Source organism: Bacteroidota bacterium (genome assembly GCA_036522515.1).
Taxonomy (GTDB): Bacteria; Bacteroidota; Ignavibacteria; order UBA10030; family SZUA-254; genus VBOC01.
In genome coordinates this window covers 1-23,022 of sequence record DATDFQ010000007.1, presented here as the reverse complement: position 1 = coordinate 23,022, position 23,022 = coordinate 1, and the positions used below count along the sequence as shown (strand labels likewise).

Annotated in this window: 17 protein-coding genes; 2 read left to right on the top strand and 15 right to left on the bottom strand. The window is 54.5% G+C overall.

Annotated elements, in window-relative coordinates:
* Positions 1-12 precede the first annotated feature (12 nt).
* The 11 genes from VI215_01000 to VI215_00950 all read right to left on the bottom strand — a co-directional run bounded on the left by VI215_01000 (position 13) and on the right by VI215_00950 (position 14,398).
* A complete protein-coding gene (locus tag VI215_01000; protein ID HEY6190883.1) occupies positions 13-729 on the bottom strand; it encodes a polyprenol monophosphomannose synthase in 717 nt (238 codons plus the stop codon).
* A gap of 32 nt (positions 730-761) precedes the next feature.
* Positions 762-2,426, bottom strand: a complete 1,665-nt coding sequence (locus VI215_00995; protein HEY6190882.1) for a capsule assembly Wzi family protein — start codon at positions 2,424-2,426, stop codon at positions 762-764.
* A gap of 3 nt (positions 2,427-2,429) precedes the next feature.
* Entirely contained in the window at positions 2,430-3,827 is a 1,398-nt protein-coding gene (locus VI215_00990) for a sugar transferase (protein HEY6190881.1), read from the bottom strand.
* Complete coding sequence (locus VI215_00985; GenBank protein ID HEY6190880.1) at positions 3,827-4,744, bottom strand: glycosyltransferase family 4 protein; 918 nt, start codon at positions 4,742-4,744, stop codon at positions 3,827-3,829. The genes VI215_00990 and VI215_00985 overlap by 1 nt, the downstream gene beginning before the upstream one ends.
* A gap of 280 nt (positions 4,745-5,024) precedes the next feature.
* On the bottom strand, positions 5,025-6,110 hold the full coding sequence (locus VI215_00980; GenBank protein ID HEY6190879.1) for a glycosyltransferase family 1 protein: 1,086 nt from the start codon (positions 6,108-6,110) through the stop codon (positions 5,025-5,027).
* A 70-nt stretch (positions 6,111-6,180) separates the two neighbouring features.
* Complete coding sequence (locus tag VI215_00975; protein ID HEY6190878.1) at positions 6,181-7,446, bottom strand: O-antigen polymerase; 1,266 nt, start codon at positions 7,444-7,446, stop codon at positions 6,181-6,183.
* A 28-nt stretch (positions 7,447-7,474) separates the two neighbouring features.
* Positions 7,475-8,905, bottom strand: a complete 1,431-nt coding sequence (locus VI215_00970; GenBank protein HEY6190877.1) for a flippase — start codon at positions 8,903-8,905, stop codon at positions 7,475-7,477.
* Positions 8,906-8,908: 3 nt separating this feature from the next.
* Positions 8,909-10,201, bottom strand: coding sequence for a Wzz/FepE/Etk N-terminal domain-containing protein (locus VI215_00965; protein ID HEY6190876.1), 1,293 nt, complete (start codon positions 10,199-10,201; stop codon positions 8,909-8,911).
* A 46-nt stretch (positions 10,202-10,247) separates the two neighbouring features.
* Positions 10,248-11,957 carry an SLBB domain-containing protein gene (locus VI215_00960; GenBank protein HEY6190875.1) on the bottom strand — a complete coding sequence of 570 codons (1,710 nt, stop codon included), beginning with the start codon at positions 11,955-11,957 and terminating at the stop codon, positions 10,248-10,250.
* Complete coding sequence (gene rfbB, locus VI215_00955; protein HEY6190874.1) at positions 11,944-12,954, bottom strand: dTDP-glucose 4,6-dehydratase; 1,011 nt, start codon at positions 12,952-12,954, stop codon at positions 11,944-11,946. The genes VI215_00960 and rfbB overlap by 14 nt, the downstream gene beginning before the upstream one ends.
* A 310-nt stretch (positions 12,955-13,264) precedes the next feature.
* Positions 13,265-14,398, bottom strand: a complete 1,134-nt coding sequence (locus VI215_00950) for a hypothetical protein (GenBank protein HEY6190873.1) — start codon at positions 14,396-14,398, stop codon at positions 13,265-13,267.
* Positions 14,399-14,602: 204 nt separating this feature from the next.
* Here VI215_00950 and VI215_00945 point away from each other — a divergent pair, with 204 nt between their 5' ends.
* Complete coding sequence (locus VI215_00945) at positions 14,603-15,223, top strand: carbohydrate binding family 9 domain-containing protein (protein HEY6190872.1); 621 nt, start codon at positions 14,603-14,605, stop codon at positions 15,221-15,223.
* 76 nt (positions 15,224-15,299) lie between these two features.
* Here VI215_00945 and VI215_00940 read toward each other — a convergent pair whose 3' ends face one another.
* From VI215_00940 to VI215_00925, 4 genes are all read right to left on the bottom strand, one after another.
* The gene (locus VI215_00940) at positions 15,300-17,459 is read right to left on the bottom strand and encodes a hypothetical protein (GenBank protein HEY6190871.1); all 2,160 of its coding nucleotides are present in this window, start codon (positions 17,457-17,459) and stop codon (positions 15,300-15,302) included.
* A 105-nt stretch (positions 17,460-17,564) separates the two neighbouring features.
* Positions 17,565-19,592 carry a T9SS type A sorting domain-containing protein gene (locus VI215_00935; GenBank protein HEY6190870.1) on the bottom strand — a complete coding sequence of 676 codons (2,028 nt, stop codon included), beginning with the start codon at positions 19,590-19,592 and terminating at the stop codon, positions 17,565-17,567.
* A gap of 455 nt (positions 19,593-20,047) precedes the next feature.
* Complete coding sequence (locus tag VI215_00930; GenBank protein ID HEY6190869.1) at positions 20,048-20,800, bottom strand: tetratricopeptide repeat protein; 753 nt, start codon at positions 20,798-20,800, stop codon at positions 20,048-20,050.
* Complete coding sequence (locus tag VI215_00925) at positions 20,797-22,641, bottom strand: BatD family protein (protein HEY6190868.1); 1,845 nt, start codon at positions 22,639-22,641, stop codon at positions 20,797-20,799. The genes VI215_00930 and VI215_00925 overlap by 4 nt, the downstream gene beginning before the upstream one ends.
* Before the next feature lie 228 nt (positions 22,642-22,869).
* On the opposite strand from VI215_00925, the gene VI215_00920 reads away from it, so the two are divergent.
* Positions 22,870-23,022: IS5/IS1182 family transposase (locus VI215_00920; GenBank protein HEY6190867.1), on the top strand; the 153-nt coding region annotated here is incomplete at its 3' end.

Genomic DNA, 23,022 nt, shown 5'->3' with positions numbered 1-23,022 from the left:
CCGGATGATCGTTTATAGTCTGCCCAGAATCTTGCGAAGCTTGAGTTTCCAGACCATGAAGACCGCCTCGCGCACGATTTGTTTGGACATCTTGGAATGCCCCGACTGCCGGTCGGCGAATATGATGGGGTGCTCGCACACCTTGAACCCCTTCGACCACGCCTTGAAATTCATCTCGATCTGGAAGGCGTAGCCATTGGATTTAACCCTGTCGAGGTTGATCGATTCCAGAACGCTTCTCCGGAAGCATTTGAATCCTCCGGTCGCGTCCTTCAGGGGCATTCCGGTGATGACGCGCGTATAGACGTTCGCCGCGTAACTCAGAAGAAGGCGGCGGATGGGCCAGTTGACGACCCGCACCCCGTTCGTGTAGCGCGATCCGACAACCAGGTCGCACTCTTCCATCCGGGAGAGGAACCGGGGGATTTCCTCCGGATTATGGGAGAAATCGGCGTCCATCTCGAACACGAAATCGAACTTGTTCGCGATCGCGAATCTGAATCCCTCCACATACGCGGTTCCGAGTCCCATCTTCCCGGCGCGCCGGAGCAAGTGGATGCGCGGATTACCGTTCCTCAGCTTCTCGACGATGTCGCCCGTGTGATCGGGCGAGTTGTCGTCGACGATGAGAATCTCGAGACCGGGGACCTGCGAGAGGACCTGCGAGATGAACAACTCGACGTTCTCGGCTTCGTTATATGTCGGCGTCACTACGAGGATCTTCGGCATGCCTCAGAGCCCCCCTGCTTCTCTATCATTCTTCAATATTCGACCCTCGCTTGTATGGTGAAGAGGTGATCGTCCAGGGTCTCGCCGGAAGTATATCGCTTTGTTTCCCGGATCTCGAAGGACCCCGTAATAAAAAAATTGGTAAAGGGTTCGTATGCCGCCCGAAGTCCGAGCCGGTCGGTCCGGACGAGATTTCCATCCAGAAATGGCGCCACCTCCGAATCGCCGCTCCGGTGTCCTTGCAACGCGCTCCCGCCGACGTTCTTCACCACGACGCCGTTCACCGTGATATTTTCGCCATGCCGCTCCCGGGCGCAGTTGATCCACGTGCGCAGGCTGCTGCACGGCCGGTAGCTGAGCTCCGCCATCCATTCGTCTGAATTGGGCTCGAGGTGATTGCCCAAGCCGAGTGAACCGTTCGTATAATCATTGCCGCTTGTTCTATTGCTATACACGTACGGCTCCACGTGTGTGAACTCCAGATCGGCATCAAGGTCGTGGATTCCAACTGCGTCCGTGCTGTAGACCCCCGCCTGCCAGCCGAACTCGTTGCCCCACCAACCGGTACCGAACCGGGAGAAGTCAATATCGTCGATAAGCCACGCCCCGTAGAACTTGTACCCTTTCCAGGGAAAGAGCTCCAGATCGAAACTCAGGAAGGAATTATCCCTGTCCCCGAGGGAATGTTCCGCAGATTTGTAGAAGTTGATCGGGTTCAGATAAGCGAACTCGGGGCTGTACCGCTGGTAGATCGTCATTTCTGAAACGCCGAAATTCAGCGTGTTAACGAGCGAGAGCTGAACCCGGTGGAGAGCGAGATATTTATTGGAACCCGGCGGCTCTTCAACAATTGTTCCGGGGAACGAAGCCGAGTCCTGTACAAGTGAGCCATGAATAAAGACAAACCGCAGCGCCTTGTAATGGGCGTCGATCCGGATCGCATCGAACGCCGGGGCGTTGTCCGATAACAGGAGGCGGTCCCCATATCCGGTCCCGACCAACAGCCGCTCTCTCCCGAACTCAATATTGAACCAATTGAGATCGGCGCGCAGGTATGCGCTCGTATTATCGAAGTTCGTCGAACCGGGGAGGCGCAGCTTGAAACTTCCGGCGAGGCGGCGGTCTGAGAGGGCAAAAACCTTGTCTCCGAATATCGTGCCATCAGTCCCCTCGAGGAAATAACCAAACCGATCCTTGATCGTTCCGCGGATCCGGCCGCCATGCTCTTCGAGCGAAACGTGGGTCCCCCCGTACGAATCGCCGGTAACGTTCCGGTATTCAAGCGATCCGAGGAACTCGACATAGAGTGAAAGAGTCGAGTCGGTATAGTCGTATAGATACTTCTCTTTTTGTGTAAACAGGTCCTTGAATCCGTCCCGAAGGAGAACCGCGGCATCCTCTCCGGGCGGATTGATTTCGTGGCTGAATTCCCGAATGAATTTGTGAAGGAAATCGGACTCCGCATGACTCAACTCCTCTTTCTTCGCCGCCACCTGCGATAGGAACTCCCCGACGTCGCGGCGCGAAAGGGGGAGCATCGCATTCGTATAGAGGGGAAGAATTCCTTTCACACCCATGCGGTTCAGAAATTCATAGACCTGATTGCTGACAGGGACGTTTTCTACCTGGGCGGACGCCTCCCTTGCCGGGATCAGCAACGATCCGGCCACAAGAAAAAGCCAGAGGGGTGTTCGCATCCGTCAGTGACCCTTCCCGAGCAGAACAACCGAGACGGTATTCAGAAGGATCTTGAAATCCATTCTCAAGGACATGTTCTCAATATAGTACAAGTCGTATTCCAATTTCTTCCTGACGTCGTCGACGCTTTGATCGTATCTGTGTTTCACCTGTGCCCATCCGGTGATACCGGGACGGACCTTCAATCTGCGCTTGTAGAGAGGAATTTCTCTGGAGAGCTGTTCGACGAAAAAAGGACGTTCCGGACGCGGGCCGACGAGGCTCATGTCGCCGTCGAGGACGTTGATGAGCTGCGGGATTTCGTCAAGCCGGAGATTCCGCAGTATCCTGCCGACACGCGTCACGCGCGGGTCCCGCTTGTCGGCCCAGACCGGGCCGGATTCGGTTTCAGCGTCATGCGCCATCGACCGGAATTTGAGAATCCGAAAGTGCCGCTCATCCTTCCCCACGCGTTCCTGAGTATAGAACACCGGACCCTTCGATTCGAGCCTTATGGCGAGAGCGGTAAGAATCCAGACCGGGAGTCCCACAAAAAGAGTCGCAAAGGAAATCATGAGATCGATCGCCCTCTTTGTTGCGCGCTCCCACGGCTGCATGATCTCCGGCATGATCTCGATGAGGGGGAATCCATAAATCTGGTTCGTCCTCGCCTGACCGCTGATAATATCGTAGAGGTCCGGCACAATTTTGAGACTGACCTCGTGCCCGTTGCACAATGCAATGACACCCAGCAATTTATTATGCTCCGTGGTATCAAGCGCGATCAGCACGTCTCGTACCCCGTGCCGTTCAATGAGCTCCGGCAGAGAGGCGATGGATCCTGTGATCGGAATACTCTGGTGCGACGTCTCTTGCTCACCGTGCGAAGTGACAGAGACGAACCCCACGATGTTGTAACCGAGGGCCGGATACCGCTGGATCGCATTGAACAGATCCCTTGCCTTGTCGGACCAACCCACGATGAGAGCGTTATGAAGCCCGATTCCGGCTTTGAGCAGCCGGCGATGGAACGAATGCAGGAGCATGCGGCCAAAGCCGACGCAGACCAGAACGAGCACCCAGTAAAGAAGTATCAGGAAACGAGAACGGAGTGGGGATGTAATTCCGCGATCGTCCAGGAAGATGGTAAAGAAAAGTACGAGTGCGCCAAACGTTGCAGCCTTAAACACCGTTGAGAATTCATCAAATCTCGACTGGGCATACCAAGCGCGATAGAGTCCGAAGAAAAAGAACACTATCACCCAAAAAATGCATATTGCCAGCATCGGGAGCCAGAATTCGGGCTCGATCGTATGTGCGAGCCAGCCGCTCCTGATACGGAGCCAGTAGTAAACCGACCAGGCGACCGAGACCGTGAGCAAATCGATCAGAAGGACAATTACCTGACTCTTATGCTTCATCACTTATCCCGTTTCTCGCTGACCGATTCATAGTATCTCTCAAGCTGGGCCGTAATAGTTTCCCATCCATAGGAAGATCGGACGAGCCTCATCGCGTTCTGGGCGAGGCATTCGTGCAACGGACTGTCGAGGAACAGGCGGACCACAGCATCTGCAAACTCTTCCGGGGAGTCTGCAATGAGGAGCTCACGGCCATTCTTGACGGGCAGGCCTCCGACCGCGATCGACGAGGCGACGACAGGCACGCCAAGCGCCATTGGCTCGAGCACCTTGTTCAGTGTTCCAGCGCCAAAGCGGACAGGCGCAACCGCCACTGTGCTCCGAAGATAATACTCCCTGATGTCGGGAACAAACCCGGTGATTACGATATCAGAGGTCGCCAGCCTCCGCACACTTGCGGGGGGATCCTTGCCGACAATATATGTTTTTACACCGCTCACGCGGTCCCTGATTCTCGGCAGGATCTCATTCACGAGGTAAAATACGCCATCAAGGTTGGGGTAATATTTCATGTTGCCCGTGTAGACGATGCGCAGCGGGTCGGGGTGGATTGTTCCGTCAGAGGTAAAATAATCGAGGTCGATTCCGTTATAGAGGAGTTCGATCCTGGCGGTGGGAGCATGATTCAGAAGCACCTCCCGATCGATCTGGGAACAGACGAGGTTCATCTCGAATTGTTCAAGCTTTCGCTCGTACAGGGTCAACCGCTTCAATTCTTCCGAAAGAAACAGGCGCTTGAAAAGTTGTTTCTCCGATTGCAGGAACCGTTTCAGATACAAGGATCCTGCGTCGGTAAGGTCCAGCACACGGGGTATTCTTCCATTCGCCCCCGGCGAGTACTGCATCATCCGGATCAGATGGACATGCATGAGGTCAAAGTCCCCCCCTTCCAACGCTTCCTCAATCGCACGGTGCATCCGCCTCGAAGCGTAATAGGCAACCTGAAACGGCGTTTTCGAGAACAGACCCGAGATACAGTTTAGAATCGAACGCGTCGGGCGAAGCAGAATCGGAAATACCCTGGCACAATACTCCTGAAGAAACCTGACATCCCTCAATTCCTTCCTTGATGAAACAAATGAGAGAAGAGTGATCTCGTGCCTGCGGGAGAGTTGTCGAATGAGATTGAAGATTTTCAATTTGTCGCCGCGATGAGGCGGATAAGGCAGGCGGGGTGTTACAAGCAGTATTCTCATCCTATACTGCGCCATCATGAGGATGAAGCACGCGATCGTAAACCTCGACATGCCTCTTTGCGACGGAATCATAACGATAAATGTCGAGACTGCCGTATTGAAGCTTTGAGCGTATGGTGTCACAATTCCGATCGACGAGGCCGAGCTGGGAAAGCAGCTGCTCCTGACTACCGAGCTCGAAGAGAAGGACCTGATTACTGTGTTCCCGGCTGAGTTCGATGGTTGCCGGGATTTCCGACGCAATGATCGGAGCTCCCTGAGACATCGCCTCCAGAATAGGCAAGCCATAACCTTCATACAAAGACGGAGAGACGACGGCTTTGCAATATTTGTAGAGCGACACGACAATTTCATCCGATTGGTAGCCGAGGGCAACGACATCGAGATCTTTTCTCAACAGCCCCTTGAAATCCCACGACCCCCAGGCTTGTTTACCCACAAGAACCAATGACGTGGACCTGGAAAGCATGCCTTCCGTCTTCGCTCTCAGGAAAGCCTCCAACAGAAACTTGAGATTCTTTCGTGCTGTGAGATCCCCCACGAAGAGGAAGTATCCTCCGGGCTCCAGGCCCAGGCCTCGCACGGCCCCCTCCTCGGCGTGGCTGTCGAAAAAAACCTCTCGGAGGCCGCCACCGCAGACATACACTTTCTCTTCCTCCATGTTCGGGAACATGGCCAACACCTCCTCCTTCACCACGGCCGATCGCGTAACGATGGCGTCGCAGTGACGAATCGCACTCGAGATCGCATGCTGATTGTACAGCCTGTAGACAGCCGGAAGCGTCTCAGGATACCTGAATGCCACCAGATCGTGGATGGTCATGACCTTTTTGCCGCGTCCGCCGAGAGATGGGGCATAGTGGTTTTGATAGTGCGTAAGGTCGAATTGTCTGTACACGGACTGCGCGTTCGCCAGGGCGATATAGGCGACCCTGCGACCGACCCGCGGGAGATGTTTTAAGTAAGAGTAGTCGGTCAATTCACAGTCGATCAGCTTCCTGAGATGCAACCAGAGCTGGACGCCGTGGTGGCCGATCCCTGAGAGTCTATCCTTCGTTATCAACCCGTCGTCGATGAGAACTCTCATCCGCATCCAGTGTTGATGCCGTTTGTAAAGGCCGCGCCCGGCCGATGGCGACGGACACCGTAGTGGCCCGTCATGGAGAAACCGTTGCGTTGGTGACGGGTTGCCTCATGACCGATCTATTCACAAAATAAATCAACCCCATATTGAACACGAAGTGCAACAGAGAGGGTGCATGATTAAAGAAAGAGATCAGCATGACGAACACGGCGATACCATACATCGCCGCCCTGAGAATCGACGGATCACGCCTCAAGACAGAATACATCCGCGAAATGATGAATCCTTCCACAAGGGGAAGGAGAAGAAGCCCGAGAATCCCAAAATCCCGGTAGAATGGCCACAAAAAGGTGTACGTATTGTATCCGGAGATCATATAGGGGCTCTCGACCAGCTGGTAATAATCAGCGACCCAGTGCTTCAAGCCGGTGAGGGCCGTGATAAAGTCAAACGTATAATACCCGAGCGTGAACTGGTCCAACCTGGACGCCGCATGCACAAAATTCTCAAGATTGGTAACGATGTACATATAAGGCTCGGTAATGAAGGCGTATTGGACCGGGAATTTCATTTTCGCAACAATGTAACCGTAATTGGCAATATGTCCGACGAGCCGAATAGAGCTGATCCCGTAAAACAAACCGACAAATACCAGGCCAATCACGACCACGTTGCGGACACGGAGAACGTTGCTTGAATAATACATAAACACAAGGCTTACCACCGCTGCGATCGCGAAATCGAAGCGCTGCAGGAGAAGGAAATAGCTTGTCACGGTCGTCAGGAATACGATGCCCAGGGTAATTTTCTCGGGCCTCCTGTCCTTCACAAGGAAGATGTACTGGACAATGAAGAACAGAATCGAGGGTGCCGCATGATTCAACAATCCGATGCCGAACACCGTGAATTTTGTTCGCATGATCGTCGGATTTCTGCTGAAAAGCGGAACAAACCCGTTGATCCAAACGCTTGCGGAGAATGAAACCGCATAGATGAGGAACGTAATGACGATGAGCCGAAACAGAACGCGATCTTCGATCGGTCTTGCGCGCAACGCGAGTCGCCGTTGCTTCAGGGAAAAGTGCCGGTCCCCTTGATCCAACATGTTGGCATACGAGATGCCTATCAGAAAGGAAGAGACCCCGGTGAGCAGGAGAATCCACTCCACCAGATCCCAGTCATGCTGAAGCCGGCTTAGCTTCAGGTCCGCAAGCCCGATCGAAACGCTCCAGATGAATCCGAATACCCGGGCGGGCGAGAGGATATCCGCTCCGCGTCTCAAACAGGAGAGAATGATCGCGAGCGCAATTGCGAAGCACAGTAAGGAGACGACAGTCAACGAAAACACCTCCGGGGGTGGAATGAGCTCATGACTGCCTCCCGATCCCAAGCAACAATTCTCTCTCGTATTTGCTGTATCCGAGATAATAGGTGAGGACCCCATAGGTAATGAGGGAGGCGCACAGCGTGAGGATCCAGAACCTATCTCCGACAAGATGGAGCGTTGCACCCAGTATCACCGCCAATGAAGCCGGCAGGAGATGGTGCTTCTCCCGGATCCAGCGCCAGAAATACGGCCTCGCCGCTATCATGTAGCCGAGTCCGACGCAAACGTTGACGCTGAGCGCGGCAAGCGCGGCTCCGAGACTCCCATACTTTGGTATGAAATACCAGCAAGACAGGACGGTGAGCACCGTCCCCGCAATCGTAATCTTCATCCGCACATCCTGCCGATCCGACGTCGTCAGCATCAGGCCATACGTCTCGGAGGCAAAACGAACGAGGATCACGGCTGCCGCAACACGCATGATGCTTACGGCCTCCCCAAATTTGTCGACGCCATAGAGTAAATCAATAATTTGCCTGGGGTATACCAGGAACGCGAGCGCGATCGGGAGCGAGACGAGGAACAGGGTCCGGTTGAACAAGCGGTTCAGCGTGACCCATCGATCCACATTCTCGATGCGAACACGCGAGAGAGTCGGCAGGATGGCGTTGACGCCGATATCGGAGATGAGACAGATGACGGCGACCAATTTGAAAACCGACTCGTAAATTCCGGCGTCGTAATCGCCCTTCAAAAAAACCAGCATCGGGGTGATTAATTGAAAAAAGAGGTTCCCGAACACCAGGGAGAAACCGAAGATGAGGATGAGCCGCCACCGTTTTCTCCACCCCTCGAGGGTAAAGTGAAAAGGGGAAAGTTCGATGGTGCTCCGGGCCTTTAGGACCGCCAGCAGCAACGCCAAGCCCCGGCTTGCCACGAACGCCAGGCCCACGTAGAAAAACGACAACCGGAGGAGTCCGATGACAACCAGTGCGATGAGCAGGGCCACATTCACAATGGACGATATTCTGAATTCGTGTTGGAATTGTTCGATCCCCTTGAACAAGGCGAAGAAAAAATTTGTCAGCGAGGTGAACACCACGCTGAAACTCAGGAGGAAGAGCAGGGTCTCTGTGACCGGGCTGAGCTGCTCGAAGAGAGGAAGCGACCAGATCGCGGCAAGTCCGAACAGGCAAAACAACAACTTTATCGAAAAATACTCCCGGACGGATTCCGCAACCCGTTCCGGGCTTCGTGAAACTTCGATCGTGAGAAGATTATCGAAACCGAAATCGCCGACGACGATGAATATCGAGGCGAGAATATATGCAGCAGAAAAACTCCCGAACACTTCGGGCCCGTAGAATCGGGCGATGCCGATAAACATGAGGGAATTTGCGACAAGTCTCGTGCCCGATGACAGGAGGGAAAGGATGGAATTTCGTTTGAGACGTGAGGCCAGCCCCGGCATGGTTCAATTTTGGTTCCGGTCTCTCCGGAGGAAGCCCTTGCCTGATGAACCGCCGGGCCGCAGGCCGAACCAATCAGACCATAACGCGCCCCGAACGGCTTCCATTTTCTCGGGGTGCGCATCACGGAGCCGGGTCAAGCTTTCCGCTACAAGGGCGATGAAGAGCGCCAGGAGAAGCGAAACGACAAAGGCCAGAAGACCGTAGAGAGCCACTTTTGGCTTCGCCTTTCTTTCCGGCACACTGGCGGTGTCAAGTACGACGACGGATGGTGTGCTGCGCCGTTCCTCAATTCTTGCCTGCTCATAGAGCGGCGTGAGAAACTCAAGTATCTTATTCTGGATTTCAAGGTTTCGATAAAGCCTGACGTACTGGATTCCGAGGTCGGGGGCCTGCTTAAAGGGCACAAGAATCTTGACGTCATCATTCTGCTTGCCGGCACCGGAGTTCATGTCGTCCAGCTTTCTCCTGATCTCCTGGACCTCAACCTCGGCAGCGGCCACGGTTGGATGAGACTCCGAAAGGCTCCTCTTCAAGGCGGCAAGACCGATCTCCTTTTCGGCAAGCATGGCATACAACTCAGCCCCTGCTTTGATCGTGGCCTCAGCCTGCTCCGGCACGGCAAACACTCCATGCCGGACCTGAAACTGTTTCATGGCTTCTTCCGCATCCCGGAGGTCTGAAAGGTTCTTGTTGTACCGTTGTTCGATGTACTCGCGGTTGCTTCTGGCATTCTGAACGTGAAGCTCGGAGTTCGTTTCGTTCAGGAGGCCGATGTAATAATTCGCCATCGCCGCCGCCTGCCGGGGGTCTTTGTCATAAACCGCGACCGTGAGATTCCCTTCGTCCTGCAACTCTATCTGCGTGTTGCCCGAGAGCTCTTTCCTTGATTTTTCCAGGGGGTAAGACGAGCCTGCGTAATCGTAGACGTGCTCAAGATCGAATTTCTTGATCATCGCGTCAGCGACCCGATCGCTCTTCAGAATTGCAAGGTATCGATCTGCCTCCGAGCTTCCCGTCAGGGAACTCAGCGCTCTGCTCGGTGAGAGTGATTTAAAGAGCGAGGAGACTCCCTCGAGTCCGGTCAGAATGCTTGATTGCTCCGCCGGAAAGACGGATGCCGTGGACTTATACCATTTGGGGGAGAGAAGTGCGAACAGGGTGGCGGCGAGTGTCGCGGAGAGGACGAACCAGGATATAAACCTCCGTCTCTTTGAGACAACAACGAAGAAATCAAGGAATGTCTCGCCGAGAGTCTTGACCGTCCCGTTATTGTTCACCGATGATCCTTCTCGCACCGCACTCTCTTCGATATGTGAATGAACATCTCCCATTCGTCAAGACCTATTTATTGGCCTGTTGGACAATGAACGCGACGCCGATAATTACGCTCAGAATGGCAGCCGACTGGCTGGCGATCGTCATATAGTAGGAGAAAGGTCTGTCAGGCTCTTGCGGAACCCAAACAAGGTCTCCCTCCTCGATCGTCGTGGAACCGGGCTCCAGCCATTGCTTCGTCTTGGCCTTGATGACTTTCAGGCTCCCCGAATTTGCCCGGCCCGTAAAGCCCCCCGCCTTCTCGACGTAGTATTTCGACTCTCTGCCCCGAACAAAAGGGATATGGCCGGGGAGCGCAACCTGCCCGAACACATACACGGTTTTCTGACGCGAAGGAACAAATATTTGATCCTCCGCCTGCAGTATGATATCCTGAGTGGAATCTTTTTGGAGAAATAGCTTCTCAAAATCGACGCTTACCGGTGCCCGGCTGATCCGAAGGTCGGTTTCTACCGTGTACCCTCCGCTGTCGTTGCCGGCCGGCTCCCCCCGGAGACTCTGGAGACGCTCATAGTCATTATTTTCGGGATGCTGCGATTGACGCAACACCTGGGCGGAATTCAGCGCCGCCGCGTCGGTGAATCCACCCGCCTGCCGGATCACTTCAGAGAGATGCGTCGCATCGATCGTAATCGGATAGGTACCGGGTTGTATCACTTCCCCTCCGATATCGACATTATAATCCCCCCTCGTGTCAGCCTTCTGCTGGATGACGATGCGGTCGCCCGGCTGGAGCGAAAAGTTCGGCTCGCGGCCGGCCATGATCTCTGAAACATTGATGATCCGCGTGGAGATCGTTTTTCCATCCTCATTGAAACGGGAAAGTATCGCTTTCTCCCCAATCGCACGCTCGGTGACTCCATGGCCGAAGCGAATCGCGTCGAGGACACTGTCTCCCTCAACGAATTCAAATCGTCCGGGTGAATTGATCTGGCCGTAGACTGCGATCGTTCCGGTGATAAAACTCTTCTTCGGAACGACGATCAGATCTCCCTCCCGGAGGTATGCGTTCCACCGATTCTCATGCGTGGCCTGATACTTTGGAATGTCCGCCCTGTCCTGTGAACCGTCCCGGTGTTTCAGGACGACATATCGTGTCGACATGGCGTTCAGGATCGGCCTTAAGTCATCCTGTGACTCAAGCCTCGAAAGCTTATTTGCCTCCTCGATCGCCTTGTCGGCGCGATCGGCGCCGGTGAGAGAAAGCAATCCGGGATGCAGAACGTTTCCCACGATACTCACGATAATCGGCCGCGGTTTGACCAGTGTGGCCGTGATGTCGGCCCTCAAGTATTTTTTTCTTATCTCCGCGAGGATTCTTTCCTTTGCATGCGCGAGGGTGAGATTCGCCACCATGACCTCGCCCACCGACGGAATAATCAATGTTCCCTCGGGCGTCACGGTGAGGGGGAAACTCAACGGGGGGCTCATCCATATGTTCACGGCGATGATATCAGACGGTCCCAGATAGTAATCCTCCGGCTTGACCGTGGACTCGAGAGCGACCCCGGCAGGCTGCATAATGCTCAGCGGGCTCTTCTCCGCCTCCGGGAGCAGATCTATCGTGTCAGGTTTTTTTGCGCTGCGTTGGGTCTGACCGGGGGAGAAACCCGCCGCGATGATCAGGAGCAGGACCAACATCGACCAGAACCTCGATGCATGGAACGGGAACCGGGCCGGCGTTGCTGGAAAATCCTCCCGTCTATCCTTGCTCATACATCGTCTTGTAGTAGTGTTGATACTCGCCGCTGATGATCCTTCTCCACCATGATTCATTTCGAAGATACCATTGTACAGTATCACCCAGGCCCTGTTCGAATGAGATCTTCGGCCGCCATCCGAGCTCCCGGGTGATCCTGGAGGCGTCGATTGCGTACCGCCTGTCGTGCCCCAATCGGTCCTTGACGAACGAAATCAGAGATTCGGGTTTTCCGAGCGCTTTTAACACCAACCGGACCACTTCAATGTTCTGCCGCTCGTTGTTGCCTCCGACGTTATAGACCTGACCGGCGATTCCCTTCCTGAGCACGAGATCGATCGCGGAGCAATGATCCTTCACATGGAGCCAGTCCCGGACATTCAACCCATCCCCGTAAACAGGCACCGGCTTTCCGTCGAACGCACGCGCAATCAGAAGCGGGATCAGTTTTTCCGGAAATTGAAAGGGACCGTAATTATTAGAACACCGGGTAACAACGACAGGGAGTCCATGAGTGTGATAATATGCAAAAGCAAGCAGGTCGGCGGATGCTTTGGAGGCAGCGTACGGGCTATTGGGCTGGAGGGGAGAAGTTTCGGTGAACTCCCCCTCCGTTCCGAGAGACCCGTAAACTTCGTCGGTGGAGATCTGAACAAACCGTTTGATGCCGCACTCCCGCGCAACGTCCAGGAGAACGCCGGTTCCCGCCACGTTTGTCTCGATAAACACCGCGGGCCCGACGATGCTTCGATCGACATGCGATTCTGCGGCAAAATTGATGATCGCATCGACCGCATGCTTCCGAATGGCCGATTCGACCACCGACCGGTCACAGATATCTCCCTTGATGAAATGATACCTTGGATGGCCTTGGATGCTCTGAAGGTTCTCGAGATTTCCCGCGTAGGTGAGTTTGTCGAGATTAACAACAGACTCGCCGGCGTGCGTTTCCAGCATGTACTGGACGAAGTTACTGCCGATGAAGCCGCAGCCGCCGGTCACTAGAATTGTCATCAGCTACCAGTAATCCGTCAACTGTGAGGGGAAAACCCTTTGGTGTGAGGAGTTTGTTTCCGTCAAGGGTGGTTTTTCACTTGCCGCACGCCTCTATCGGCAGTAGATGGGCACTTTTTGCGCGATTTTGGCAAAAACCATCATCAAATCTACGAAAATGGGCCTCCAAAGTCAATCAGTCAAACAAGATGGTTCGGTCCTCGTTGGCATATTGACTCCCTGGTGGCAAACCCTGGGGTCCTTTGCACCCTTGGACTCCTCTCGAGAGAGAGAGGATGGGCCGCATGATAACGATTTTGCGATCGGTGGATTAAGGCTTGGTGAACGCAACTAAAGTCATGTGTTCGCTTGAGGATATGCTGTGTATCGTCGAGAAGTCATAGGAGTATTCAAGGGGCCCCACCTTATCATCGTAGGTCGCGGTTGCACCTCCGCCAATCTGCGTCGCATAATAAGGATAACGAGGCACAAACGCATGGTTGGGGACGGTATCCGTTCTCATGCCGTAGTGCAGGGGCCAATTGAATTGTATATAGCCGTGAGATACTAAGATGGGGAATTCCAAGGTATCAGAAATGTTGTACGTCGTGTCGACATATTGGTTGTTCGAGGGGAAGAGCAGATGCCGTGTGTCATTTCTGATTTGTTGTACCGTGAAGGAGGTATCCTGACCGAGTACGACGGAAGAAATTGTTCTCCACACATGAGTCCCGCCCTGGCTATCTGATACGGCTGAAGGAGGGACGTCGGAGGAAAACCTATAAGAGAATCGCCACATCATTCCAACCGAAAGGGAAAGTGAAAAATAATGGCCGCTTGGCGCAATGGAGAACGACGCGCTTCTCGAATTATATCCGTTGCTAAATGTCGCAGTCACCACATACGCCCCCTGATATGAATACACATGATCGACGGTTGTATCGACAACACGACTCAGATTTGAAAATGTGATCATCGTTCCATCTCCAAAGGCGACGTTTCCATCTGACAATGTAACATCCGCCGCGTGGATCGTCACCTTCAACGTATCGCCAATGCTAAGCGCCGTTCTATTCGGAAAAATCGTCACTGTGGGAGAAGAGTGTGAGACTTGGACACCGAGGCGTTCCGTCGTTTTCTTGTTACCATCGGTAAAAACGCCTGTGATATCATACGATCCCACCGATTTGAAGCAATGAAGAAGCGTAGTATCCAGAACACGGTTAAGATTCTCCCATCCCACTACATTGCCATCCTTAAAATCCACCATACCGCTCTTTAATGTTGGGTCCGCAACATGGAGCGCCAGTCGCAAGGTGTCCCCCACTTGCAGAGTTGTTCGATCGACGGTCAATGTGACGACTGGTGGGTCGTTGGCTACCGCCTGATCAACCTGATCGGGAAGCGTACACGACGCAAGATTCGCGCAGACAATGAAGAAAAGAAACCGGGAGAAGCGTCTCATCGTGATTTCCCTTCCGAAAGCAGCTATTCGAAATATAGATTTTGCGCATCCAATAGCAAATGCCGTGAATTATTCCTTGGTGGTCCCTCGTCGGAAAGAGTGGAGCTTTTTTTGTATCATTGATCAGACATGCGCATCCCCATTCTCATACTCGTACCAACCCTCTTCCTCCGCCAAACAGCATCCCACCCTCCGGATGAAGAGATGCTTCCGCGGCTTTCCTGTCGCCTTTGTGCGACAAAGCCGGTGATCGACGGAATTCTGGACGAGGAGTGTTGGAGGAAAGCCGAGGCTGCCACCGGGTTTTCTCTCCTGGATCATCGGGGTAAAGCCACGCAGCAGACCAGGTGTATGGTCGCGTACGACCGGAAGAACCTGTACATCGCATTTGTCTGTCTGGAGTCTGATCTCGAGGGAATCCAAACTCACTGTCACGTACGAGACGGCCCAATCTGGTGGGATGATTGCGTCGAAATATTCCTCGATGTGCATCATACGCATTCATCGTACTTTCACCTCATCACGAATGTGGACGGCACGAGATTTGACGAGGTTGGTACCGTGGGGCGTCCACATCCCAATCCGGCATCTTGGAACGCGGCGTGGAAAGTCGCAACCGCAGTCATCCCGGGAGGATGGAGCGTTGAGATCGCCCTGCCCTTCGTGACCTTGGGTGTATCCGCACCCAAACCGGGAGCCATCTGGGGGTTCAACGCGCACAGGCAGGAGTACCGGTTAATTGAGCGGAGCAGCTGGAGCGAGACCTCTCAAAGCTTTCACGAACCGGGGAATTTCGGCCACCTCGTGTTCCTGCCCTCGCTCTGAGAATTCCCGGAATGGTAGAGAGAGTCGTTAGCTGAACAGCAATCAGGCTCTTCGAATCCCCGAATTCACCAGCAAATCACCGCCTGATATTCGGGACCAGCCCGGAGGGGATGTAACAGACCCAACCGTTCATGACAGGCAACGTGAAGCGGTTCTGGGATGACGACCCCACGGCCAATGTATCTCGACCCGAGACCAGGGCGTGATAATCGAACCATCCATCCATCCTGCCGGCCGAGACCGACCACCTCCTGAAGAGATTCCTGTTCACACAGATAACGACGCCATTGTCGTACTCGATCCGGACCTGGCTCATAAACTCCGGGTTGTTGATCTCTCCATACGTCCGTGGATGATCCCGGATGTATTGCGACGCAGTCTTGAGAGAATCATTATCGTTGTAGAGGATCCTCACGGGCGTTGCGTCCGCATATGCCAACTGCATCTCATAGAGGTATCGCTGTGTCAACGTTGCGGCTTCGATAAAGTTATAGGGCTCGTATGTGGGAGGAAGGAAACCCCCATGCCCATAGGCCAGTTCGGTCGCAATGTAGCTGAGCACGGAATCTCGCGAAAACGGCCCGATAGACCATCCATAAAAATCCTTGTTATAATACTGTTCCCAGTTCCCAAGGCCGTGCACGAGCGTCTTTGAGTGCAACTTCAAAAGGTCGAAATCCACAAGGAGAGGAGCTGTATAGCCATGTGTCGTGGTTTCCGCCATCGTCAATCGCGCTTCGATGTCGTCGAAGTATCCCGTGTAGAGGAAATGATGATGCCCCTCCCCCTGAACCGGTCCCTGGTGTATCGACCGAAGGCGCGCGGGAAGTTCCCGGTAGCGAACGAGCGTTTCGTGGAATGAACCTGCTCCGGGCGATGAAACATCATAATCGACAAAATCCGAGGGATTGGCCGCGGAGTGAACATCGAGATATGATGCGGTCGTTTGATATCGGGTGTGGATCTCGGGAGCGACGAGGTCAACGTAGAAGGCGGCCCGCGTCGGCTTCAAGACATGCGCGGTGTCGCCGCATCGATTGACCCAGTTGAGAACAGGCGAACCGTCGCCCCGCAATGCCTCGTCCTTCCGGTCATAGTACTTGTTTGGAGCCGAAGAGACCGGGGCATGATAATCGACATAATTCTCATGAAGCCCCAGCAGATACCCGTACCTGGCAGCCCGTGAGCTGATCTCTTTGAGGAGGCTGTCCCCTTGAAGCGTGGTGGGCGTGTAGGCACAATTGGTATCGGGCCAATCGCAGTGATTACAACGTGCGGGGACAACATCCGGCAATCCCCGGTCGGACCCCCATTTTTGCCAATCATGGATCTGGAGCCAGAGATTGCGAATCCCATTACTGTAGAGACTATCCAGATACTGCCCGCATAGATTCATGGGCTGGGGATAGTACCAAATGACGCGCTGAGCCGAATCCTTCTTCCTTAGGGCCGGGGGATTCGGTATATTCGGCAAGACATCCTGTAAATCTGGTGAAACAGTAAGATAGATTACCTCCCGCATTCGGTTCCTCAGACGATCGGTTCGCTCGAGATATCGGGCCAGGGAAGCGAAATAACCAGTCGTCCTTGAGACAGGATCATAAAGGGGTTCCAGCGTCGAAGCGGATGTCGATTCCCAATCGATAAGCATGGACGTGAAGGAGCCATTGTTGGATTGCAGGATATTGCAGAGCGTAAGGTAAGGAACTCCGATCGTGACAGGCTCCATCGCCTCTGCCCTGCCGAGATTCAATTCCGCTGCGTTCCGGAACAGACTATCCTCCTCGACACGGATGATTAATGTCCTGCCGGAGATGTTGAAGGAATATTCATAGCGCAGCGAATCGTTATTCGCAACCATCGTCCAAAGCGCGTGGAGGGTTGTTCCCTCAACGTGCACAGCCCTGCACGCGTAAACAATATCCCCGTCCGGATTCCAGGGAAATTTCTTCTCACCGTGAAGGATTGCCGCAATTCCGCCTCCTAAGCTCGGTGTGAAGGCCCCGCCGAGTCCGTCGACAGCACGGAGTACGGAAAAGGTGCCGCCGTTGGCTGTCCCGCTTCTGATTTCATACTTGTAGAGAACGGATCCGTTGACACTAAAACTGCACGTCGCGGAGACCGAATCATATTCGATACGGTTCGTGCCCGGAACTGGGGTGGGTTGAGGAGTGGGTTGCGTGAAGGTCACAGACCCTGAAACGGCGAGTAATAGACCGGGAAGCAATAGTCTCATTCAGATGAATCGAGCAAGTTTGGACAGATTTTTTTCAGAGAGCTGTTCCGTTTTCGCCCATTCCCCTGAGCACCCTACTTCCGCGTTTTACGTCGGGTCCCGGATCTATTTGAGCAATATCAATTTCTTCGATTGAAGAAAAGGACCAGCCTGTAGCCTATAGAAGTAGACGCCGCTTGTCAAACCCTCGGCGTTCCATTCGACTTCATGGGCTCCGGCTGAGAGTCTGCCAATGACAGGGGTGGCAACGCGTTCTCCGAGAAGATTGACGACGCTCAGTGTCACAAATTCGGAGTGAGGGAGTGAGAACCGGAATCTGGTACTCGGGTTAAACGGGTTCGGATAGTTCTGTTCGAGGACGAACTGGGATGGCACTCCCTTGTAAATTGCCGGAACCGAGAGGACAATGTCCGAAAGCGGTCTACGCCAAACGCCATCAGAAGGAGTCGCGGCGAAGAGGTCGCTATCTATAACGGCAAGATCCCAGATTCCGAGATGCGTGAGCCCGGTGTTGATCGGATTCCAGCTTGCACCCCTGTTTGTTGACAGAAAGACTCCGGCATTTAGAGTTCCTGCGAAGAGATTTGCACCCTCAGATGCAAGTGTGTAGACCGGGCTGTTCGGCAAACCGGAGAAAACCGGGACCCATGTTAAGCCGTTGTCGGTGGAATGGAATACTCCATTGGATCCCTGGAAGGTGGGTGGTGAGCCGGTTGCCGCAAAAATGTCGCTGTCTCCGACCACAAGATCCCAGACATCAGTGTACTGATACAGACCGGTACTACTGGACACCCAGGTGACGCCGTTGTCGCTGGAGAAAAATAGCCCGCCCCCGCTGGTCAATAGTTCGCCACCTGCCAGTAGATTTCCACCATCGAATGCGAAGGTGTGAATGGTGGAGGACAGCCGAGGTATCCAGGCCCTCCCATTGTCAGTGGAAACAAATACGCTGCCATAGGCCCCTGCGAAGACGTCGATTCCACGCACCCTAATTGAGTACACATAACTCATCCCCGAGCCAGCATTGGCCTGAGACCAGTTCGTCCCTTCGTCGCTGGAGAAGTAGACGCCGCTCCCGCCTGTCCCCGCAAAGATGCCACTATCACCGGCAGCCAGATCATATACGAAGGTGTTCCAAAGCCTGGTTTGAGACCAGTGTTCACCCCTATCGCTCGACGAAAAGACTCCATGGTCGGTGGCAGCAAACATCTCGCTGGCATGGGGGAGGAGGCTGGTAGTGAAGGATTCGGATGGCCCAACCTGCATCCAGTCCATCCCGTTATTCTTTGAACGGAAGATCCCTGCTCCGCTCGTTGCAGCAAACAAGGCGCTGTCATTTGCCGCCAGAGCAAATATGATTACCGGAGTGATCAGGCCCGACTCAACCTGGGTCCACTTGGCTCCATCGTTTGACGAGATGAAGACTCCCGGGCCGCTGGTCCCGGCGAAGAGGTTCGTGCCGACGACCGTGAGCGCCCTAATGTACGGAGTCGTCAAGCCCGTGTTGGCCACAGTCCAACTGTCGCCGTTATTGCTGGATAGATAGACACCATCCTCGCCGGTTCCGGCAAAGAGTTGAGTGCCTCTTGCCGAGAGAGCATAGACCTCTCTTTTGAGGGAGGCTGTGTCTGCGGGCGTCCAGGTCGCACCGCTATCGATAGATCGGAATACTCCGGCCTGAGTTCCCGCAAACCAAGTGTTCTCAATGAATGCTAGGGCCCAAATATACGTAAACGAGCCGGGACTCCCCTGCAATCCTGCCCCTGTCCAGCTAGCACCAACGTTGGTCGATCGGAACACCCCGTGATCAGTGCCGGCAAAGATACTGCCGTCGTGGAAAGTAAGCGCATAAATTGATACAAAACTTGGCAGGCCCGAGTTGTTTGCTACCCAGCTCACACCGTTGTCTGTAGAAATATACACTCCATTGGAGGAGACACCCGCGAAGAGGCGATTGCCACTGACAGCAACAGCGTAAGCGGTGCCATTCGGCAGGCCCGCGTTGACGGGCTTCCAAGTCAAGCCATCGTCAGTTGAAAGAAAGAGTCCATTGGACCCGGCGAGCACGGTGGAGCCATCGGTCGCAAGTGAATGGATGTCTCCGGAATACCCCGGGGGGCCGTTGGTTCGCACCCACTGGGCGCATACAGGGGTCAAACACAAGCACCAGCACACCAATACCTTTGGGATAACTTGGCCGAAACGCATTCTATTTCTCGAGTTGCATGAATTTACCGCTAGGGGCTAAGAGAAAGTGAAAGTACGTTACCCGGGGAGTATGGCCCATGAGCTTGTTGCCCGGAAGCTGTCTACGAGAACGCGTCCCTGCGAAAGATGATTACAACGAAGAGGGAGCGTGGCGCGGGAAGCTTTGCTTGGGACATGGAGCACCTCCAGAGATAAACTTATGGTAGTATGGAAAGTACGTCTTTAGGGCGGGAATGTCAAAGACGTGAAGTGGGGATTGAATTTTATTGCCGAACCAAACAAACGCAGCCTGAAGGCTGCGGCTACCGGGCCCGAGGGATCGATAACTGCGACCTTCAGCTCGCGGAACGAGAAAGAAACGAAACTGAGCCGGTACCAGACTAGATGGTCTGAATGCTCTCCCCTGCAAGCCATCCAACCTTCCCGTCAGGCAGGCGGATCTGCCTCCAATCGCCCACCGCGTCGAGCAATTCCACTTTCACGCCTTCGTGGAGAACGAAGAGGTCTGTGCTCTGGTTGTCGGGGGCGCTCTTGACGGAAACAGAGGGTGAAAACACAACCGCAGCGCGCTCGCGACCCTCCTTCTTCAGTTGCTGAAAGAGGCCGGTGACGCTGACGGCGCAGCTAATGACAGCGATCGCCGCAACGGCGAAAGCGATCCGCTGGATCACCCCGCTCCTGAAGAGAAAGAAGGCCACGCCGGCCAGAGCCGCGCCCCAGGCGCAGACGATCACGATCAACGCCCATCCGTCGGAAGAATAGAGACCCAGGAAACCGTTCCACCAGTCAAGAAGAAATAGCTGCGGGAGCGGATCAATCTTATCGACCACACGCAAGTTTGCCAGGCGAAGGTTATACGCGATATCCTCGTCGCGGGGAGCAAGCCGCCTGGCGCGCTCGTAGGAGAGGATCGCGGCCGGCAAATTGTGAAGTTTGAAATAACAATTGCCGAGGTTGTAATAGAGCGAAGGGCTTTCGTAGCCGTTCGTCGAGACCCGCTCATAGAGCTGAGCCGCCTTTTCATATTGCGCATCCCGGTAGAGCTGATTCGCCTGGTTGAACTCAAGACGTGCTTCCTGAGAGAGGCCGGTCTGCACAACGAGGAACACAAAGCAGGCTGTCAACAGTTTCATCGAAGCTGGTCCTCGATCTCGGAGATAATCCCGAGCGCTTCGTGATAGACCCCGTCCATCTTCCCGCCGCCCGATGAAGGAGAGAAACGCGCAAACTCACACTGTTCAATGGCGGCGCCGAGTTTTCCCGCCGCCTCCGTCGAGACGCCGCGGGATTCAAGCGCCGTCTTAACGATCTCGACCGAATGGTCCGAAGGCGGAATCCCGAGCTTGTCGCCGATGTATCCCCACAGCGCGCGGGAAACTTCGCTGTAGAACTGTTCCTCCTTCTTCTGATGGAGGAATTTCTTCGCCTCCTGGAGCCGCCGTTGCGCCATCTTCCGCGCCTTGCGATTCCGGAGCCCTGCGACATCCCCCAAGACCCTCTCCCGGCGCTTCACGAAGAAAATAAACCCGACAAAACTGGCAAGCGAGCTGAAGGAAAGAGCGAAAAAGAGCGGGGAGCCCGCGAAGGTCTCACCCTTGCGGCGCAAGGAAAGATCGTCGCTCTTGATGAACCGGATATCTTCTCCGAGCAACTTGACGTCTTCCTTCGAGATTCCGGTCGCCGGGCCGCCAGCGATTTCACTTCCCTTCTCGACCGAGAGAACAAAGTCGGGACTCTTGAACGGAACGTAGTTCTTCTTCTCTATATCGAAGTAGGCATATGAAAATGAAGGAATCTTCAGCTCGCCCGCTCGCCTCGGCAGAAGGAGATACTCGAACGTGCGGCTCCCGGCGATCTCATCCCCCTGATGCGCGATGTTGTCGGAAATCTTGGGGTCATAGCGCTCGATATCAGGCGGAACTGTCACTGTGGGCGGCTCGAGGAGCTTCAGGTTGCCGCGCCCGCTGATCTTCACCTTGAGGGTCACGGGCTCGTTCGCTTTTGTCTGCTTCTTGTCCAGCCACGACTCAATGGTGAATTTTCCGACAGCGCCGTTGAACCCGCTCGGCACGTTCGCGGAGGGAAGCGGAAGCACCGTAACGGAGACGGGTTCGCTCCGGACTTTGTGATTCACGGTCTGCACATTCCCGAAGAAGGGATCGTTGAAGAACTGATCGAAGATGTCGTTCGAGCGTCTTCGGGTTTGCACCTGCACGGCGCACAGCACTTCCATCGGATCGACCTGGAGGGTGCCGCTCCGCTGCGGGAACAGCGCCGCCCGCCGCAGGATCCCGACCCGGTACTGTTTCCCGTTCACGACTTCGGATGAAAGCTGGACTTGCTTGGGAACTTCGAGGTCCTCGCTCCAGAAACCTGTGAGGGACGATCCCTTTGAGAGATTGTAACTGGAGATGTTCACACGGGTGTAGATCTTGTACGTCGCGGTAATCTGCTCCCCCTGATAGACGCGCGACTTGTCCAGCACGACCTTGAGCAGAAGATTGTCGCCGATCTGCTTGTCGATGTCGGCGTTTCCCTGCTGCTGCGCCTGCTGTTGCCCCCCCGGCGAGGCCGGCTGTGCGGATCCTTTGACGACTTCCATCCCGATAGGCTTCGTCTGGAGTTTCTTCCCTCCGTATTCGATCATGGCAGGACCGATCGCGAACTTCCCTTCCGCTTTGGGCTGGAGGACGTAGCTCCAGGAGACCGAGGACGACACCGAACCGTTTATGAATTGCATGCTCGTCGATTGATTCGGGCCTCCGACGACGAGGAAATCGTTGAACGGGGGCGGCTGGAAATTGCTTCCCGCGCTGGTGCCGCCGAGGGAGAAGGTGATTTCGAATTGCTCGCCGAGTGAGATCCGGGTGTTATCGACGGAGGCGGTAAAGGAGATGTCCTGGGCCAGGCCCTGGGCTGAGATCAGAAAGAGGGACAGGAAAAGAAATATGGGATTATGTCGGGCGATTCTCATATTCGTTTAATTCTACCAGTTGCGGCGCGGAGCGCCGCGGTATGCGTTCCCACGCAGACAGACTGTGTGAAAACCCCTCCGGGTGTTCCTCCGTCGAAGGGGCTCGGGGGGTGAGGTCGTGCGAGAAAAAATCTATCTGTACCCCTCGCAAAAGCTCGTTAGTGTATTATATTTGTAGTCATAGCTGTGTCCAAACTCCGTTTTCAAACCGATTCGTAAGGAGTCTCAATGGGCTTTGTTGAAGGAAGTGATCGGGGCCAAAGGATGCTGTTTCCTGAGTCGGTGGATGACTACATCACCGGGGACAATCCCGTCCGATTCATCGAAGCGTTCGTGGAGAGCCAGGACCTCATCAAGCTGGGGTTTACTCATGCGATACCG

Excerpts from the sequence above, each read along its gene's own strand:
- VI215_00990 (HEY6190881.1), bottom strand. The coding sequence starts at position 3,827 with ATGAAGCATAAGAGTCAGGTAATTGTCCTTCTGATCGATTTGCTCACG.
- VI215_00925 (HEY6190868.1), bottom strand. The coding sequence starts at position 22,641 with ATGAGAATCGCCCGACATAATCCCATATTTCTTTTCCTGTCCCTCTTT.
- VI215_01000 (HEY6190883.1), bottom strand. The coding sequence starts at position 729 with ATGCCGAAGATCCTCGTAGTGACGCCGACATATAACGAAGCCGAGAAC.
- VI215_00980 (HEY6190879.1), bottom strand. The coding sequence starts at position 6,110 with ATGAGAGTTCTCATCGACGACGGGTTGATAACGAAGGATAGACTCTCA.
- VI215_00930 (HEY6190869.1), bottom strand. The coding sequence starts at position 20,800 with ATGAAACTGTTGACAGCCTGCTTTGTGTTCCTCGTTGTGCAGACCGGC.
- VI215_00995 (HEY6190882.1), bottom strand. The coding sequence starts at position 2,426 with ATGCGAACACCCCTCTGGCTTTTTCTTGTGGCCGGATCGTTGCTGATC.
- VI215_00970 (HEY6190877.1), bottom strand. The coding sequence starts at position 8,905 with ATGCCGGGGCTGGCCTCACGTCTCAAACGAAATTCCATCCTTTCCCTC.
- VI215_00950 (HEY6190873.1), bottom strand. The coding sequence starts at position 14,398 with ATGAGACGCTTCTCCCGGTTTCTTTTCTTCATTGTCTGCGCGAATCTT.
- VI215_00960 (HEY6190875.1), bottom strand. The coding sequence starts at position 11,957 with ATGAGCAAGGATAGACGGGAGGATTTTCCAGCAACGCCGGCCCGGTTC.
- VI215_00985 (HEY6190880.1), bottom strand. The coding sequence starts at position 4,744 with ATGCACCGTGCGATTGAGGAAGCGTTGGAAGGGGGGGACTTTGACCTC.
- VI215_00945 (HEY6190872.1), top strand. The coding sequence starts at position 14,603 with ATGCTTCCGCGGCTTTCCTGTCGCCTTTGTGCGACAAAGCCGGTGATC.
- VI215_00940 (HEY6190871.1), bottom strand. The coding sequence starts at position 17,459 with ATGAGACTATTGCTTCCCGGTCTATTACTCGCCGTTTCAGGGTCTGTG.
- rfbB (HEY6190874.1), bottom strand. The coding sequence starts at position 12,954 with ATGACAATTCTAGTGACCGGCGGCTGCGGCTTCATCGGCAGTAACTTC.